This is a genomic window from Acidocella sp. (assembly GCF_052326845.1).
In the GTDB taxonomy this organism is placed as follows: domain Bacteria; phylum Pseudomonadota; class Alphaproteobacteria; order Acetobacterales; family Acetobacteraceae; genus Acidocella.
This window is the reverse complement of the sequence record NZ_JBKQJR010000036.1, coordinates 20,869-36,638: the sequence shown is the minus strand read 5'-3', so window position 1 is coordinate 36,638 and position 15,770 is coordinate 20,869. Positions and strand designations below refer to the sequence as shown.

Here is a 15,770-nt window from a genome sequence, read left to right as displayed (position 1 = left end):
CCTCGCGCACGTCCTCGTCGACGAAGAAGGTCTGCGCCACCGGCGCGGGATCGGCGAGGCCGGTCGTCTCGACGATGATCGCGTCGAACCGGCCCTTGCGCTTCATCAGGCCCTCGATGATGCGGATGAGGTCGCCGCGCACCGTGCAGCAGATGCAGCCATTGTTCATCTCGAACACTTCCTCGTCGGAATCCACGATGAGGTCGTTATCCACCCCCAGCTCGCCGAACTCATTGATCACCACGGCGTATTTCTTGCCGTGCGTGCCGGTGAGGATGTGGTTGAGCAGGGTGGTCTTGCCGGCGCCGAGATAGCCGGTGAGGACGGTGACGGGAACGAGATCAGACATATACGGTATCCAGTGAAACTATTCGGGGACAGGATTTAGCGATCGCGTCCCGCCCCGCAAGGCCAGCCCGAAACCAAGTAGGTAGATCATCCAGCCCAGCATGTAGAGGGTCGGGAATTCATCGCTCGAGCCGATCGGCCAAAAAAAGGTGAATACGGCGATGAACAGCCCCACGCGCAGAGGCTCGGGCTGGCGGAACAGCCTGGTGGCCAGTGCCCCCAGCCAGGCCAGCGCCAGGGCGATGAACAGCAGCAATCCCGGAATGCCGGCATCCGTGAATGCCTGGGCGTAGAAGTTATGGGGGTGCAGGTTGCACGCGCCGAGGCCAAGCTGCGTCGGCGCGACGCCAAGCGCGGGAAGGCCGCCATTGAAGCGCGGCAGCGGGCAGTCCACGCGGAAGCCGTTATAGCCCCAGCCATGCCAGGGCGATTGCATGCCCATCACCGTGGCGCGGGTATAGAGCTCGCCATACGGGCTGAGCGCGAAATGCCCCATATTCTTGGCGGTTTCCTGTACCAGCTTGGCGTAGGTAGGCGGCGAGATGATGGGTGTGAGCACCACCGCCAGCGCGGCCACGGCAAAGGCGGCCATGGCGATGACGCGCAGTTGCCGGACAAAGAGCGCCGCCACGGCCAAGCCAAGCCCGGTTAACAGCACCCCCATGCGCTGGCCTATAAGCACCGACGTGAGCACGCCGAGCACCGCCAGGGCCACGCCGCCCAGCCGCGCGGCACGGCCAGGGCGAGCCAGCAGCGCCAGCACCGGCGGCAGCAGCGCTGGGTAGAGCAGATGTCCGTACAGCGCCCCGGCGCGCGGCTTCCAAAACGGGCCGGTGAGCGAGCCATCGCCCCAGCGCGGATCGCCGAAGATATTCCTTCCCGTGAGATATTGCTGCCAGCTCTCCAACCCGATCCACAGGGAGCAGGCCGCCAGCACGCTCCAGGCGGCGCGCTGGGCGCGCGGCGTGGTAAGCAGCCAGCTCTGCAGCGCCGCGACGAACAGCAGCAGGCGGATGACAACGAAGGCTTGGATGAAGCCTAGCCGCCAGCCCGCCAAGCCGAACCCAGCGAGCGGCAGCGGCGTGGAGCACAGCAGCAGCCAGCCCCACCAAAGCAAGGCGAGCACCACCCAGCCTTGCCGGGACCAGGTGAAATCCCGCCGCCGCGCGCAGTCCGCGAGGAACAGGATATCCACCGTGGCGATGCAGATTTCCGCCAGCACGAAGGCGTGCAGCAGCCCCAGAGGCACGAGCAGCGCCGCCGCCAGGGCCATCTGGCGCAGGCGTTCAGCCCGCATGCCCGGTCCGGGTGATGAAGTAGAGGATGAGCATGACGAAACTCCGGAGCGTAACGGTTCAACCAGAAGATTATGCCGATTAGGCCGGAATGTCCGGTGCCGCCAAGGGGTTAGATTCTTACCTTCACATAAGATCCGGGCGCGTCCTCGATCACCTTGACCCCCCGCGCCTTGCCGGGGATGCGTGCCGGCACCTGCGTGGTGTCGAAGCTCGTCGTCCAGCGCTGCCAGTCCAGCCACCAGGAGCCCGAGACCTCGGTCGCGCCCTCGAGCCACTGCTCTGGCGTTTCCGGCATCTCGTTGTTGATGAAGTGGTTGTACTTGCCGCCGGGCGGGTTGATCACCCCGGCGATATGCCCGGAGGCGGCGAGCACGAAGCGCACCGGCCCGCCGAAATTCTTGGCACCCTTATAGGTGCTCATCCAGGGGGCGATATGGTCCTCCCGGCAGGAGAGGAAGTAGCACGGCACCTTCACATGCCGCAGGTCGACAGGCACGCCCTTCATCGAGATCCCGCCCGGCTGGGCCAGCAGGTTCTTCTGGTACATGTTGCGTAGGTAGAATGAGTGCATCGCGGGCGGCATGCGCGTGGCGTCCGAGTTCCAGTACAGCAGGTCGAACGGGAACGGCTCTTTGCCCAGCAGGTAGTTGTTGACGACAAAGCTCCAGATCAGGTCGTTGGCGCGCAGCATGTTGAAGGTGGTGGCCATGTCGGACCCCTCCAGGAACCCGCGCCGGTGCATCCTCTCCTCCAGCGCGCTCAGCTGCTCCTCGTCGATGAACACGCCCAGCTCCCCGGCATCGGTGAAATCCGTCAGCGTCACGAAGAAGGTGGCGGATTTGATGCGGTCATCGTCTTTCTCGGCCATGTAGCCCAGCGTGGCGGCCAGCAGCGTGCCGCCCAGGCAGTAGCCGATGGCGTTCACCTCGCGCACCCCGGTTGCCTTCTCGATGACATTCAGCGCGGCGAACACGCCATCGATCATGTAATCGTCGAAATTCTTTTCGGCCAGGGATTCATCCGGGTTGACCCAGCTGACCATGAACACGGTGTGCCCTTGGGAGACGAGGTATTGTACCCAGGAATTCTTCGCCCGCAGGTCCAGGATGTAGAATTTGTTGATCCAAGGCGGCAGGATAAGCACCGGCCGGGCATACACGTTCTCGGTGGCCGGGCTGTACTGGATCAGCTGCATCAGCGCGTTCTGGTAAATGACCTTGCCCAGCGAGACGGCGATGTTCCCACCGACTTTGAAGGCGTTGGTGTCGGTCATCTTGATGCGCAGATTGCCGCGTCCGTGCTCCAGGTCGTTGAGCAGGTTGCTCAGGCCCAGCACCAGGTTCTCGCCGCCGGTCTCGCGGGTCTTGCGCAGCACCTCGGGGTTGGTGAGGGCGAAGTTGCTGGGGCTGAGCGCGTTGATGAACTGGCGGGCGTAGAAATCCACCTTCTGCGCGGTTTTCGGGTCCAGCCCGTCCACATGGGTCACCACGTCGTCGATGTAGCGCGCCGAGAGCAGGTAGGACTGCTTGATGAAGTCGAACACCTCGTTCTCCTTCCAGGCAGGGTCGGCGAAGCGCTTGTCCTTGGGGTCGTGGGCGATGACGGGTTCCTGCTCCGCGCCGGACCAGATGCGCCGGGTGGTGTTCTGCCACAGCGTGAGATAGTCCCGCCAAAGGCCGAGCTGAGCCTCCACCAGCTTCGAGGGGTTGGAGAGCAGCTTGGCGGTCATCTCCACGAAGGCGCTGCCCACGTTCAGCGGGTCCAGGTCCACGCCCTCGCGCGCCTGGCGCTTCAGCCAGTCGGTAACGATGCGCTGGCTGCGCGCCGCGATATCGGCCATCGACCGTCCGATCAGTTCGGCATCGGGAAGCTTGATATCGGGATCATTGGACGACTCGGACTGCGGCATGCTGGACGATCCTTTCCGTGGAGGCGGTTCTCAGGCAAACAGGCTCTAGCCGGCGGAACCGGCAGATTTTGGAGGCGGGTCTGATGTTGTGGCGGCGTTGCGGGGCGGCATTCTCAGTAGTCTTGGCGTTTTCTCTCGTTGGTTGTTCTGGCGCGGTCGGCCTGTATCACAGTTTCGAAGGTGGCGCGATTGCGCAGAACCGGCAAGCCCCTCCCGGGGCGAACCAGCCCTTTCCGAACCTCGCCGATGTGCCCGCCGCCCCCACCGCCACCCCGGCCGGGGCGCAGGAGGCTATCGCGGCCCAGGCGCGCGAGGGAGTTTCCACACCGTCGCCCGGCGCGCTGGCGGGGCTGACCCTGCCCGCCGCAGCGCCGCCCGTGCCCAACTTGCCGGGGCTGACTCTGCCCGCCGCCGTGCCGACGCCCGCCCCGGCGCCCGCGCCGGTTGCCGCGGCACCCGCGCCCAAGCCGCCTGGCCCGCCGCAGGCCATCGCCTTCGCGCCCGGCTCGGCCATTCTCCCGCCGGGCCAGGCTTCCGTGCTGGTGAAGTTCGCCGCTCAGCGGGACGGGGCGCAGATCCGCGTTTGCGGCTTTGGCGAGGGCGCTCTGCCTCTTGCCCTGGCTCGGGCCCGGCGCATCGCCGATGCGCTGACCGCCGCCGGCGTGCCGCCCGCCAATATCCGTATCGCCGCGATGGCTTCAGGTTCTGGCGGCTTCGCGCAATTGGTATATTAAGCCCAGCATCGTCCACCCGAGTCCGAGTTGAAAATGTCCTCAGAAGAGTTTCATCGCATCCGCCGCCTGCCCCCTTACGTGTTCGCCGAGGTGAATGCCGCCAAGGCCAAGGCACGCGCCGCCGCTGAGGACATTATCGATCTCGGCATGGGCAACCCGGACAGCCCCACCCCCCCGCATATCGTGGCCAAGCTGGTGGAACCCGTGCAGGACCCGCGCAGCCACCGTTACTCCACCTCCAAGGGCATCCTTGGCCTGCGCCGCGCCCAGGCGGCGTATTACGAGCGCCGGTTCGGCGTGAAGCTGGACCCGGAGACCGAGGTGATCGCCACGCTCGGCTCCAAGGAGGGGCTGGCCAATCTCGCCGCCGCCATCACCTCGCCGGGGGATACGATTCTCGTGCCCAACCCGTCCTACCCGATTCACCAGTTCGGCTTCATCATCGCGGGGGCCTCGGTGCGCTCCATCCCCGCGCATCCGGGCGAGGACATGCTCCGCGCCATCGATGTCGCCGTGCGCCATTCGGTGCCGAAGCCGACGGCGCTGATCGTCAACTTCCCCTCCAACCCCACCGCCTACATGGCCGACCTTGATTTCTACAAGGAACTGGTGGCGTTGGCGAAGAAGAACGAGATCTTCATCATCTCCGACATCGCCTATTCGGAGATCTATTTCGACGGCAATCCGCCGCCCTCCGTGCTGCAGGTCGAGGGCGCGAAGGATATCGCCATCGAGTTCACCTCGATGTCCAAGACCTATTCCATGCCCGGGTGGCGCATGGGTTTCGGCGTCGGCAATCCGCGCCTCATCAAGGCGCTCACCCGCATGAAGTCGTACCTCGACTACGGCGCGTTCACGCCGATCCAGGTGGCGGCCACGGCGGCGCTGAATGGCCCGCAGGACTGCGTGGAGGAAATGCGCACCCTGTACCGCGAGCGCCGCGACGTGCTGATCAAGGGCCTGCATTCGGCCGGGTGGGATGTGCCGTCTCCCAATGGCTCGATGTTCGCCTGGGCGCCGATCCCCGAGCGCTACCGCCATCTCGGCAGCCTGGAATTCGCCAAGCTGCTGATGGCCAAGGCCAAGGTGGCGGTCGCCCCAGGTGTGGGCTTCGGCGAATACGGCGATGGCCATGTGCGCATCGCCCTGGTTGAGAACACCCACCGGCTGCGGCAGGCCATCCGCAATATCCGCAGCTTCCTGGCCACCGATAACGCCGCCACGGCGGAAGACGATCTGGAGAGCAAATGATGAAACCCTTGCGCGTCGGCATTGCCGGGCTGGGCACCGTGGGTGCCGGCGTGGTCAAACTTCTGGCCCGGCAGGCGGAGCTGATTACCGCCCGCGCCGGCCGGCCGATCATCGTGACCGCCGTTTCCGCCCGGGACCGCAACCGTGACCGTGGCATCTCGCTGGACGGGCTGATCTGGCATGATGACCCGCTGGCCCTGGCCTGGGATGAGGAAGTGGATGTGGTGGTGGAGCTGATCGGCGGGTCCGACGGCCCGGCCAAGGCCCTGGCCGAGAAGGCGCTGGCCGCCGGCCGGCCGCTGGTCACCGCCAACAAGGCGCTGCTGGCCGTGCATGGCGTGGCCCTGGCCCAGGCCGCCGAGGCTGCCTCCCTGCCGCTGGCCTACGAGGCCGCGGTGGCGGGCGGCATCCCCGTCATCAAGGTGCTGCGCGAGGGGCTGGCGGCGAACCGGGTATCCCGCGTTGCCGGCATCCTCAACGGCACCTGCAACTACATCCTCACCACCATGCGCGAGGAGAAGCGCGACTTCGCCGACGTGCTGGCCGAGGCGCAACGGCTTGGCTACGCCGAGGCCGATCCCTCCTTCGACATCAATGGTGTGGATGCCGCGCATAAGCTCGCCATCCTGGCCGGGCTCGCCTTCGGCCAGAAGATCGAGTTCTCCAGCCTGCATGTCGAGGGCATCCGCCGCATCTCGGCGCTGGACATTGCCTTCGCCCAGGAGCTTGGCTACCGGATCAAGCTGCTCGGCATCGCCGAGCGGATGGGCGATGAAATCTCCATGCGCGTGCATCCGGCCATGGTGCCGGTGGAAAAGCCGCTCGCCACCGTGGACGGCGTGTTCAATGCCGTGCTGCTGGAAGGGGATTTCTCCGGCCCGGTGTTCCTGCAGGGGCGCGGCGCGGGTGAGGGGCCGACCGCGAGTGCCGTGGTGGCTGACCTGATCGACATCGCCCGCGGCAACCAGATCCCCGTCTGGGGCATGGCGCAGAGCGCGCTGGGCGAGGCCCGCGTGGTGCCGATGGCGCATCTCACCAGCGCCTACTTCCTGCGCCTGATGGTCGTGGACCAGCCCGGCGTGCTGGCGGATGTCACCGCCATCCTGCGCGACCATGGCATCTCGCTCGAATCCATGCTCCAACATGGGCGCGCGCCCGGTGAGGCCGTGCCCATCGTGCTCGTCACCCACGAGACCCGGGAAGACGCGGTGAACGCCGCGCTCGCCCGCATCGCCATGCTGGAAGCCGTGCTGGAAGCCCCGGCCCTGATCCGTATCGAACCCAAGTAAGGATTTTACCATGACCGAACCCCGCCGCCTGGGCGAAGTTTCCGACCGTAACCTGGCGCTCGAGCTGGTCCGCGTGACCGAGGCCGCCGCCATCGCCGCCTCGCGCTGGATCGGCCGTGGCAAGAAGAACGACGCCGACGGCGCCGCCGTGGAGGCGATGCGCAAGGCCTTCGACACCGTGGCCATCAACGGCACCGTGGTGATCGGCGAAGGCGAGATGGACGAGGCGCCGATGCTCTATATCGGCGAGAAGGTCGGCTGCGGCGGGCCGCAGATGGACATCGCCGTGGACCCGCTGGAAGGTACCTCCATCACCGCCAAGGGCGGGCAGAATGCCATCGCCACCGTGGCCCTGGCCGAGCGCGGCAACTTCCTGCACGCGCCGGATATCTACATGGAGAAGATCGCGGTCGGCGGCGGGCTGCCGGATGGCGTGGTCTCGCTCGACGCGCCGGTGAAAGAGAACCTCAAGAACCTGGCGCTGGCCAAGGGCGTCGAGATTGAGGAGCTGATGGTGTGCATGCTGGACCGCGACCGCCATGCCGAGATGATCGCGAAGATCCGCGAGGCGGGCGCGCGCATCATGCTCATCGGCGATGGCGACGTGGCCGGCGTGATCGCTGCCTCGCAGCCCGGCACTGGGGTGGACATGTATCTCGGCTCCGGCGGCGCGCCGGAAGGCGTGCTCTCCGCCGCGGCGCTGCGCTGCATCGGCGGGCAGATGCAGGGCAAGCTGCTGTTTGAGGATGAGGCGCAGGTCGAGCGCGCCCGCACCATGGGCATCACCGACCCGAACCGCATCTACAGCATCGAGGAAATGGCCAAGGGCGACGTGATGTTCGCTGCCACGGGCGTCACCTCCGGCCCGATGCTGAACGGCGTGCGCCGTGTTGGCCACGGGGCGGTGACGCACTCCATCGTGATGCGCAGCAAGTCCGGCACGGTGCGCTATATCGAGGCGCACCATAACTTTGCGAAGAAGGACCTGGGGATCTGACCAGAGGGCCGGGGCCGCAAGGCCCCGGTTTTGTTTCAGGCCTTCCCCTTCAGCACGTCGCGGATTTCCGTGAGCAGGGCCTCGGTCGGTGTCGGCGCCGGGGCGGCGGCAGGGGCTTTGTGAAGCTTTTCGAGCAGCCGCACCATCCAGAAGATCGCCGCGGCGATGATCAGGAAGTTGAACACGGCGTTCAGGAACACGCCGTAATTGAACGTCACGTCCCCGGCCTTCTGCGCGTCCGCCAATGTTGCCGCGGGGATGCCCTTCAACACGATGAAATGGTTGGAGAAATCCACCCCGCCGGTGATCAGACCGATGAGCGGGGTGATGATGTCCTTCACCAGCGAGTTGACGATGCCGGTGAAGGCCGCGCCGATGACCACGCCGACCGCGAGGTCCACCACGTTGCCGCGCATGATGAAGGCTTTGAAATCGTCGAGCCAGCCCGGTTTCTGCAGCTTGAGTGGGGATTTCAGCAGGTCGGACATTCGTGACTCCTTTGTGTTCGTAATGTTTTTAAGGCGGTCCGAGTATTTCGCAACCGGGTAATCGGGCGAGTAAAACCGCTTGCCCGGCGCGGGCCGGCTCTGGAACAAGGGGGCAAGATTTGGAGAGTGGAATGCGCAAACTGGTTTGTCTGATGCTGCTGCCGCTGGCGCTGGCGCTGGCGGGATGCGGCCACGGCACGGGGCGGACAACCGGCACCGCAGCGGGCGGTGCGGCCACGGGCGCGCTCATCGGCATTGTCGGCGGGCCGATCGGCGTGGTCGTAGGGGCTGGCATCGGCGCCGGGGCGGGGGCGATGACGGCGTCCAACACCACGCCCAAGCAAGTGAACCTGGGCAATGCCCCCTGGGACAAGAACGGCCAGTAACCGTCCTAATCCCTTTCCTCCACGCGTATATGTGCTAAAGGCCCAGGCCCATGCGCCAGTACCTCGAATTTGAAAAACCCGTCGCCGAGCTCGAAGCCAAGATCGCGGAGCTGCGGCAGATGCCCGCCACCGGTGAGATCAACATCGCCGACGAGGTGGTGAAGCTTTCCGCCAAGGCGGATGCCCAGCTCAAGAACATCTATGCCAAGCTCTCCCCCTGGCAGAAGACCCAGGTGGCCCGCCATGCCGATCGGCCCAAGGCGGCCGGCGTCATCGCCGCGCTGATCGAGGATTTCATTCCGCTGGCCGGCGACCGCGCCTTCGCCAACGACGCGGCGATCATCGGCGGCATGGGCCGCTTCCGTGGCACACCGGTTATGGTGATCGGCACTGAGAAGGGCACGGATACCGAGACCCGCATCAAACATAATTTCGGCATGGCCAAGCCCGAGGGCTACCGCAAGGCCAAGCGCCTGATGGAGCTGGCCGGGCGGTTCAATCTGCCGATCCTTACCTTCGTGGACACCTCCGGCGCCTTCCCGGGTATTGAGGCCGAGGCCCGCGGCCAGGCCGAGGCCATCGCACGCGGTATCGAGGCCTGCCTCTCCGCCCCGGTGCCGCTGGTGGCGACGATCATCGGCGAGGGCGGCTCCGGCGGCGCCATCGCGCTCGCGGCCGGCAATTCGGTGCTGATGTATGAACACGCGATCTATTCAGTGATCTCGCCGGAGGGCTGCGCCTCGATCCTGTGGCGCGACTCGGCCCAGGCCCCGGTGGCCGCCGAAGCCATGCGCGTCACCGCGCAGGATTTGAAGAAGCTCGGGCTGATCGACGAGATCGTGCCGGAGCCGGTGGGCGGCGCGCATCGCAACCCGGAGGCCGCCCTGGCGGCGCTGGGCGACGCGGTGGAGAAGCAACTCGCCCCGCTGAAGGACATGGCGCCGGAAGCGCTGAAGGCCAAGCGCCGCGAGAAGTTCCTTGCGATGGGGAAGGTCGGGCTCTAAGTCCTTGCCGCGCCCCAGCCGGGGCGCCCGGAGACGAGGCTCAGCCACGCAACCAGCCCCAGCGCGGCGCCGATGATCCCCTGGGTGGCGTTGTAATTCACCACGGCGGCAATCCCCACGCCCAGCGCCAGCGCGCCCAGGAGCCGTTTGCCGCCGAAGAACGCCGCCAGCCCCAGCGCCAGCGCGGCCCAGCCGAACCACCCGTAATACTGGCCCGAGAGCACCCAGTGGCGTGGGGTGCAGAAGCCCGGCGCGTTGGCTGCCGCGCAGAGGCCCACCGTGGCGCGCGGCATGATGGCAAACCAGCGGAAAGCGAACGCCCCGCCGCCGAGCAGCGCCGCCAGCGCCACGCCCAGCCAGTCGGTGGCCCCCCATTTCACGGTTTTGCTCATGTCTCAGCGTCCTCTGCGGTTGCTCTTCGCCTTGCGGGGCCGTATTGCTGCGCCGCGACAGGTTTCTACACTTTAAACAAGGGTCCATGACAGTCCATACCGCCCCGGCGCGCCCGAAAAGCTTTCAGGATATCATCCTGACATTACACAGGTTCTGGGCGGAGCAGGGCTGCGTCATCCTGCAGCCTTACGACGTGGAGATGGGGGCGGGCACCTTCCACCCGGCGACCACGCTGCGCGCCCTGGGGCCCAAGCCCTGGAAGGCCGCCTACGTGCAGCCCTCGCGCCGCCCTTCGGATGGCCGCTATGGCGAGAACCCCAACCGCCTGCAGCATTATTACCAGTATCAGGCGCTGCTGAAGCCGAGCCCGGACAACATCCAGGAGCTGCTGCTCGCCAGCTATGACGCCATCGGCATCGACCGCCGGGTGCACGACATCCGCTTTGTCGAGGATGACTGGGAAAGCCCGACGCTGGGCGCCTGGGGGCTGGGCTGGGAAGTGTGGTGCGACGGCATGGAGGTGACGCAGTTTACCTATTTCCAGCAGGTGGGCGGCATTGCCTGCGTCGCGCCGAGCGCCGAGCTGACCTACGGGCTGGAGCGCCTGGCCATGTATGTGCAGGGCGTGGAGAACGTGTACGACCTCGACTTCAACGGCCAGGGCGTGACCTATGGCGATGTGTTCCTGCGCGCCGAGCGGGACTACTCGAAGCATAATTTCGAGCTGGCCAACACGGACATGCTGGCTCGCCACTTCGAGGATGCCGAGACCGAATGCGCCGCGCTGGTGGCGGCGGGCGTGGCCCAACCGGCCTATGACCAGTGCATCAAGGCCAGCCATTTGTTCAACCTGCTCGACGCGCGCGGGGTGATCTCGGTCGCCGAGCGCGCCTCCTACATCGCGCGCGTGCGCAATCTGGCCAAGGCCTGCGCCGAAGCCTGGCTGGCGGGTGAGTGAGATGGCTGAATTTTTCCTCGAACTATTTTCCGAAGAGATTCCGGCGCGGATGCAGCACGCTGCCTGCGGCCGCTTGATCGAAAACACACGCGAGGTTCTTGCGCCTTTGCAACCAGAGCCTGCTGTCTGGATGTTCTATGGCCCGCGCCGCATCGCCTTGAAGGCCGAGGTGGCTGCCGAGGTGCCGGAAGCTGCCATCTCCGAGCGCGGCCCTCGCGCGAGCGCGCCGGAACAGGCGCTGGCCGGGTTCTTGCGCAAGCATGGGGCTAATAAGGACGATCTGGTTCAGGAAGGCGATTTCTGGGTCCTGAACAGGAAGACGCCGAGCCAGTCCGCCAAATCCTTCATCGCAGCCGTCCTGCCGGAAGCTCTGGCCAAGCTCCCCTGGCCCAAATCCATGCGCTGGGGTTCCGGCGGGGATTTCACCTGGGTCCGCCCGCTGCACCGCATTGTCTGCCTGCTGGATGGCGAGGTGATCCCCTTCACCCTCGGCCCGGTGACGGCGGGGAACGAGACCGAGGGGCATCGCGTGCATGGTCCCGGCCCGGTTGCCGTGTCGTCGGTTGCCGTGTGGGAAGAGAAGCTCCGCGAACACCATGTTGTCGTCGATCAGGCGGAACGCCGGGCTAAAATCGCCGAAGGCATGGCCGCACAGGCAGCCGCTTTGGGGCTTTCCGTCGCGCCGGATGAGGTGCTGCTGGACGAGGTGACGGGGTTGGTCGAGTGGCCGGTGCCGCTGATCGGCAAGATCGACGCGCAGTTCATGGATTTGCCGCACGAGGTGCGTGAACTCTCCATGAAGATCAACCAGAAATACTTTGCCCTGCGTGACGCCGCTGGTAAGCCTGCACCATATTTCGCTTTCGTAGCAAATCTGGAGGCAGCGGATGGTGGGGTGGCGATCATCGCGGGGAATGAGCGCGTGCTGCGGGCGCGGCTTTCCGATGCCCGGCATTTCTGGGATCTGGACCTGAAGACCCCGCTGACCGACCTGCTGCCGAAGCTGGAGAAGATCACCTTCCACGCCAAGATCGGCACCCAGCGCGAACGCGCGGACCGGATCGCGGCGCTCGCACGGGAGATCGTGGAGCTGCTCGGCGCTGATGGGTACGAAGCCAGCCAGGCGGAATGGGCGGGCAGGTTGGCGAAAGCCGATCTCGTCACCGGCATGGTGGGCGAGTTCCCCGAACTTCAGGGCGTGATGGGCGGCTATTACGCGGCGCGTAACGCAAGTGGCTGGGATGGCGCCATCGTTGGTCCCGCCATCAAGACCCATTACCAGCCGAAGGGCCCGTCCGATGATGTGCCCGCTGGCACCGTGGCCGTGGCCGTGGCCGTGGCCGACAAGCTGGACACGTTGCGCGAGTTCTTCCGCATCGGCGAGAAGCCGACCGGCTCGGGCGACCCCTATGCGCTGCGCCGCTGCGCGCTCGGCGTGATCCGTATCGTGCTGGAGAATGAGCTGCGCCTGGCGCTGAAGCCGCTGCTTGGCGGCGACGAGGAGCTGTTCGGCTTCATCATTGAGCGTCTGCGCGTGAAGCTGCGCGGCGAGGGCAAGCGCTTCGACGTGCTGGATGCCGTGCTCGCCGCCGGGGCGGATGATGACCTCGTCCGGTTGATGAAGCGCGTGGACGCGCTGGGCGAGATGCTGGCGACCGATGATGGCCGCAGCCTGCACGCCGCCTACAAGCGCGCCGCCAACATCCTGCGCATCGAGGATGCCAAGGATGGCCCGCATGAAGGCTTGAAGGTGGAGGGCGAACTGCCTCTGCCGGAGGAGGCGGCCTTCCGCGACCGGCTGGATGCGGTGCAAAGCGAGACCGCCGGGCTGCTCGCGGCCGAGGATTTCACTGGCGCCATGCAGGCTCTGGCCTCGCTGCGCGGCGTCGTTGACGCCTTCTTTGAAAAAGTTACGGTTAACGCCGAAATGCCAGAATTGCGCCGCAATCGTTTGCGACTGCTCGCGCGCTTCCGGGACACGGTCAATCAAATCGCAGATTTCTCCAGGGTTGAAGGTTAGGAGTTGGGAATGACGAAATGGGTTTATAATTTCGGTGCAGGGGTGAATGATGGCAACGCCTCGCTCCGCAATCTGCTGGGCGGCAAGGGTGCCAATCTGGCGGAGATGGCGAGCATCGACCTGCCCGTGCCCCCCGGCTTCACCATCACCACCGAAGTCTGCACCGCGTATTACGACAACGACCGCAACTACCCGGCCGAGCTGAAGGCCCAGGTTGATGCGGCGCTGGCCCGCATCGAAGAGGCTGTCGGCCGCAAGTTCGGCGACAAGGACAAGCCGCTGCTGGTTTCCGTGCGCTCGGGTGCGCGCGTCTCCATGCCGGGCATGATGGACACCGTGCTGAACCTGGGCCTGAACGACACTACCGTGCTGGGCCTGGCCGTCGGCTCGGGAGATTCGCGCTTCGCCTGGGACTCCTACCGCCGCTTCATCCAGATGTACGGCTCCGTGGTGCTGGGCGTTGACCATCACCGCTTCGAGGAAATCATCGAGCACGTGAAGCTCGAAGCCGACGTGATCGAGGACACCGCGTTGACCCCGGCGCACTGGCAGCAGGTTGTCGAGGGCTACAAGAACATGGTGGCCGAAGAGATCGGCAAGCCCTTCCCGCAGGACCCGCAGGACCAGCTCTGGGGCGCGATCAGCGCCGTGTTCGGCTCCTGGATGAACCCCCGCGCCAACGTGTACCGCCGTCTGCACGACATCCCCGCCAACTGGGGCACGGCCGTGAACGTGCAGGCCATGGTGTTCGGCAATATGGGCGATGACTGTGCCACCGGCGTGTGCTTCACCCGCGACCCCTCCACCGGCCTGAACGAGTTCTATGGCGAGTACCTCGTCAACGCCCAGGGCGAGGACGTGGTGGCCGGCATCCGCACCCCGCGCCCGCTGAGCCAGGCCTATGCCAAGCCCGGTGAAGTCAGCATGGAAGTGGCGCTGCCCGAGGCCTATGTCGAGCTGAAGAATGTCCGCTCGATCCTTGAGACGCACTACAAGGACATGCAGGACATCGAGTTCACCGTGCAGCAGAACAAGCTGTACATGCTGCAGACGCGCTCCGGTAAGCGCTCCGCCGCCGCCTCGCTGCGCATCGCGGTGGAGATGGCCGAGGAAGGGCTGATCGACCGCAACACCGCCATCATGCGCGTGAACCCGTCGGCGCTGGACCAGCTGCTGCACCCGACCCTCGACCCGAAGGCCGAGAAGAAGCAGTTCGCCAAGGGTCTGCCCGCCTCCCCGGGTGCGGCTTCCGGCGCCGTGGTGTTCTCGGCTGATGAAGCCGAGTTCCGCGCGCAGAGGGGCGAGTCCGTGGTTCTGGTCCGTATCGAGACCAGCCCCGAGGACATTCACGGCATGCACGCCGCCCGCGGCATCCTCACCACCCGTGGCGGCATGACCAGCCACGCCGCCGTGGTGGCCCGCGGCATGGGCCGGCCCTGCGTGGCCGGTGCTGGCGGCATTTCGGTCGATTACGGCGCGCAGACGCTCTCCGCTGGCGGTGTCACCATCCGCGCGGGTGAGATCCTCACCATCGACGGCGCCACCGGCGAGGTATTCGCGGGTTCGGTGAAGATGATCGAGCCGCAGCTCTCCGGCGATTTCGGTACGCTGATGGGCTGGGCCGACGAGATCCGCCGCCTGAAGGTGCGCACCAATGCGGAAACCCCGCTGGATGCCGAGACCGCGCGCAAGTTCGGCGCCGAGGGCATCGGCCTGTGCCGCACCGAGCACATGTTCTTCGACCCGGCGCGCATCGGCGCCGTGCGCCAGATGATCATGGCCAAGGACGAGGCCGGCCGCCGCACCGCGCTCGCCAAGCTGCTGCCCTTCCAGCGCGAGGATTTCATCTCGTTGTTCAAGATCATGGAAGGCCTGCCGGTCACCATCCGTCTGCTCGACCCGCCGCTGCATGAGTTCCTGCCGCATGGCGAGGCTGAGCTGAAGGAAGTGGCCGACGCGCTGGGCATGGACGCGGCGACGATCAAGGAACGCGCCGAAGAGCTTTCCGAAGCCAACCCGATGCTCGGCCATCGCGGCTGCCGCCTCGGCGTGACCTATCCGGAAATCTACGAGATGCAGGCCCGCGCCATCTTCGAGGCGGCGGTCGAGGTCTCGAAGACCGCGAAGGCCCCGGTGCCGGAGATCATGATCCCGCTCGTCGGCACCAAGCGCGAGCTGGACATCACCCGCGCCCAGGTCGAGCGTATGGCCAAGGCCGTGTTCGAGGAAACCGGCAAGACCGTGGAATACTCGATCGGCACCATGATCGAGCTGCCGCGCGCGGCGCTCACCGCCGACCAGATCGCGGAATCGGCGGACTTCTTCTCCTTCGGCACCAACGATCTGACGCAAACGGTGTTCGGCCTCTCGCGTGACGACGCAGGCAAGTTCCTGCCCGCTTATGTCGAGCAGGGCATCCTGCCGAAGGATCCGTTCGTCTCCATCGACGTCGATGGCGTCGGCGCGCTGGTGCGCATCGCCGCCGAGAAGGGCCGTTCCAAGAAGGACAAGCTGAAGCTCGGCATCTGCGGTGAGCATGGCGGCGATCCGGCCTCCATCGCCTTCTGTGAGTCCGTTGGCCTCGACTACGTCTCCTGCTCGCCGTACCGCGTGCCGGTGGCGCGCCTGGCTGCGGCGCAGGCCGCGATCGAGGCGAAGGAAACCCATTTCCGCGACAAGTAAGCGGTAACGCTTT

Annotated in this window: 14 protein-coding genes; 9 read left to right on the top strand and 5 right to left on the bottom strand. The window is 66.0% G+C overall.

The window, feature by feature from the left end:
• The 3 genes from ACLPJJ_RS02570 to ACLPJJ_RS02560 all read right to left on the bottom strand — a co-directional run.
• Positions 1-349, bottom strand: a 349-nt coding sequence (locus ACLPJJ_RS02570) for a CobW family GTP-binding protein (protein ID WP_443589231.1), incomplete at its 3' end; no start/stop codon positions are given.
• 18 nt (positions 350-367) lie between these two features.
• Entirely contained in the window at positions 368-1,645 is a 1,278-nt protein-coding gene (locus ACLPJJ_RS02565; RefSeq protein WP_443589230.1) for an O-antigen ligase family protein, read from the bottom strand.
• 110 nt (positions 1,646-1,755) lie between these two features.
• Entirely contained in the window at positions 1,756-3,555 is a 1,800-nt protein-coding gene (locus ACLPJJ_RS02560) for a PHA/PHB synthase family protein (protein WP_443589229.1), read from the bottom strand.
• Positions 3,556-3,677: 122 nt separating this feature from the next.
• Here ACLPJJ_RS02560 and ACLPJJ_RS02555 point away from each other — a divergent pair, with 122 nt between their 5' ends.
• Genes ACLPJJ_RS02555 through glpX form a run of 4 tightly spaced genes read left to right on the top strand, consistent with a single transcriptional unit; the run spans position 3,678 to position 7,826 of the window.
• Positions 3,678-4,289: an OmpA family protein gene (locus ACLPJJ_RS02555; RefSeq protein WP_443589228.1), complete on the top strand. Its 612-nt coding sequence runs from the start codon at positions 3,678-3,680 to the stop codon at positions 4,287-4,289.
• A 33-nt stretch (positions 4,290-4,322) separates the two neighbouring features.
• Positions 4,323-5,540, top strand: coding sequence for an LL-diaminopimelate aminotransferase (locus tag ACLPJJ_RS02550; RefSeq protein WP_443589227.1), 1,218 nt, complete (start codon positions 4,323-4,325; stop codon positions 5,538-5,540).
• Positions 5,537-6,829 carry a homoserine dehydrogenase gene (locus ACLPJJ_RS02545; RefSeq protein WP_443589225.1) on the top strand — a complete coding sequence of 431 codons (1,293 nt, stop codon included), beginning with the start codon at positions 5,537-5,539 and terminating at the stop codon, positions 6,827-6,829. The genes ACLPJJ_RS02550 and ACLPJJ_RS02545 overlap by 4 nt, the downstream gene beginning before the upstream one ends.
• 10 nt (positions 6,830-6,839) lie before the next feature.
• Entirely contained in the window at positions 6,840-7,826 is a 987-nt protein-coding gene (gene glpX / locus ACLPJJ_RS02540; protein WP_443589223.1) for a class II fructose-bisphosphatase, read from the top strand.
• 35 nt (positions 7,827-7,861) lie between these two features.
• On the opposite strand, the gene mscL is transcribed toward glpX, so the two are convergent.
• Entirely contained in the window at positions 7,862-8,314 is a 453-nt protein-coding gene (gene mscL, locus ACLPJJ_RS02535) for a large conductance mechanosensitive channel protein MscL (RefSeq protein WP_443589221.1), read from the bottom strand.
• A gap of 131 nt (positions 8,315-8,445) precedes the next feature.
• Here mscL and ACLPJJ_RS02530 point away from each other — a divergent pair, with 131 nt between their 5' ends.
• Entirely contained in the window at positions 8,446-8,700 is a 255-nt protein-coding gene (locus ACLPJJ_RS02530; RefSeq protein WP_443589220.1) for a hypothetical protein, read from the top strand.
• 50 nt (positions 8,701-8,750) lie between these two features.
• The gene (locus tag ACLPJJ_RS02525) at positions 8,751-9,704 is read left to right on the top strand and encodes an acetyl-CoA carboxylase carboxyltransferase subunit alpha (protein WP_443589219.1); all 954 of its coding nucleotides are present in this window, start codon (positions 8,751-8,753) and stop codon (positions 9,702-9,704) included.
• Here the strand turns inward: ACLPJJ_RS02525 and ACLPJJ_RS02520 are convergent.
• Positions 9,701-10,096 carry a hypothetical protein gene (locus ACLPJJ_RS02520; protein ID WP_443589218.1) on the bottom strand — a complete coding sequence of 132 codons (396 nt, stop codon included), beginning with the start codon at positions 10,094-10,096 and terminating at the stop codon, positions 9,701-9,703. The two genes, ACLPJJ_RS02525 and ACLPJJ_RS02520, sit on opposite strands and share 4 nt — an antisense overlap.
• A gap of 86 nt (positions 10,097-10,182) precedes the next feature.
• On the opposite strand from ACLPJJ_RS02520, the gene ACLPJJ_RS02515 reads away from it, so the two are divergent.
• From ACLPJJ_RS02515 to ppdK, 3 genes are read left to right on the top strand one after another with little or no spacing between them, the layout of a single operon-like run.
• The gene (locus ACLPJJ_RS02515) at positions 10,183-11,055 is read left to right on the top strand and encodes a glycine--tRNA ligase subunit alpha (protein WP_443589217.1); all 873 of its coding nucleotides are present in this window, start codon (positions 10,183-10,185) and stop codon (positions 11,053-11,055) included.
• A 1-nt stretch (position 11,056) separates the two neighbouring features.
• Entirely contained in the window at positions 11,057-13,075 is a 2,019-nt protein-coding gene (gene glyS / locus ACLPJJ_RS02510; RefSeq protein ID WP_443589216.1) for a glycine--tRNA ligase subunit beta, read from the top strand.
• Between the two features lie 9 nt (positions 13,076-13,084).
• Entirely contained in the window at positions 13,085-15,757 is a 2,673-nt protein-coding gene (gene ppdK / locus ACLPJJ_RS02505) for a pyruvate, phosphate dikinase (RefSeq protein WP_443589214.1), read from the top strand.
• Positions 15,758-15,770: the final 13 nt, after the last annotated feature.

Bases quoted from the DNA above. Each gene is read 5' to 3' on its own strand.
- ACLPJJ_RS02530 (WP_443589220.1), top strand. From the start codon at position 8,446: ATGCGCAAACTGGTTTGTCTGATGCTGCTGCCGCTGGCGCTGGCGCTG.
- glpX (WP_443589223.1), top strand. From the start codon at position 6,840: ATGACCGAACCCCGCCGCCTGGGCGAAGTTTCCGACCGTAACCTGGCG.
- ACLPJJ_RS02565 (WP_443589230.1), bottom strand. From the start codon at position 1,645: ATGCGGGCTGAACGCCTGCGCCAGATGGCCCTGGCGGCGGCGCTGCTC.
- ACLPJJ_RS02560 (WP_443589229.1), bottom strand. From the start codon at position 3,555: ATGCCGCAGTCCGAGTCGTCCAATGATCCCGATATCAAGCTTCCCGAT.
- ACLPJJ_RS02520 (WP_443589218.1), bottom strand. From the start codon at position 10,096: ATGAGCAAAACCGTGAAATGGGGGGCCACCGACTGGCTGGGCGTGGCG.
- ACLPJJ_RS02550 (WP_443589227.1), top strand. From the start codon at position 4,323: ATGTCCTCAGAAGAGTTTCATCGCATCCGCCGCCTGCCCCCTTACGTG.
- ACLPJJ_RS02545 (WP_443589225.1), top strand. From the start codon at position 5,537: ATGATGAAACCCTTGCGCGTCGGCATTGCCGGGCTGGGCACCGTGGGT.
- ACLPJJ_RS02525 (WP_443589219.1), top strand. From the start codon at position 8,751: ATGCGCCAGTACCTCGAATTTGAAAAACCCGTCGCCGAGCTCGAAGCC.
- mscL (WP_443589221.1), bottom strand. From the start codon at position 8,314: ATGTCCGACCTGCTGAAATCCCCACTCAAGCTGCAGAAACCGGGCTGG.
- ppdK (WP_443589214.1), top strand. From the start codon at position 13,085: ATGACGAAATGGGTTTATAATTTCGGTGCAGGGGTGAATGATGGCAAC.
- glyS (WP_443589216.1), top strand. From the start codon at position 11,057: ATGGCTGAATTTTTCCTCGAACTATTTTCCGAAGAGATTCCGGCGCGG.
- ACLPJJ_RS02515 (WP_443589217.1), top strand. From the start codon at position 10,183: ATGACAGTCCATACCGCCCCGGCGCGCCCGAAAAGCTTTCAGGATATC.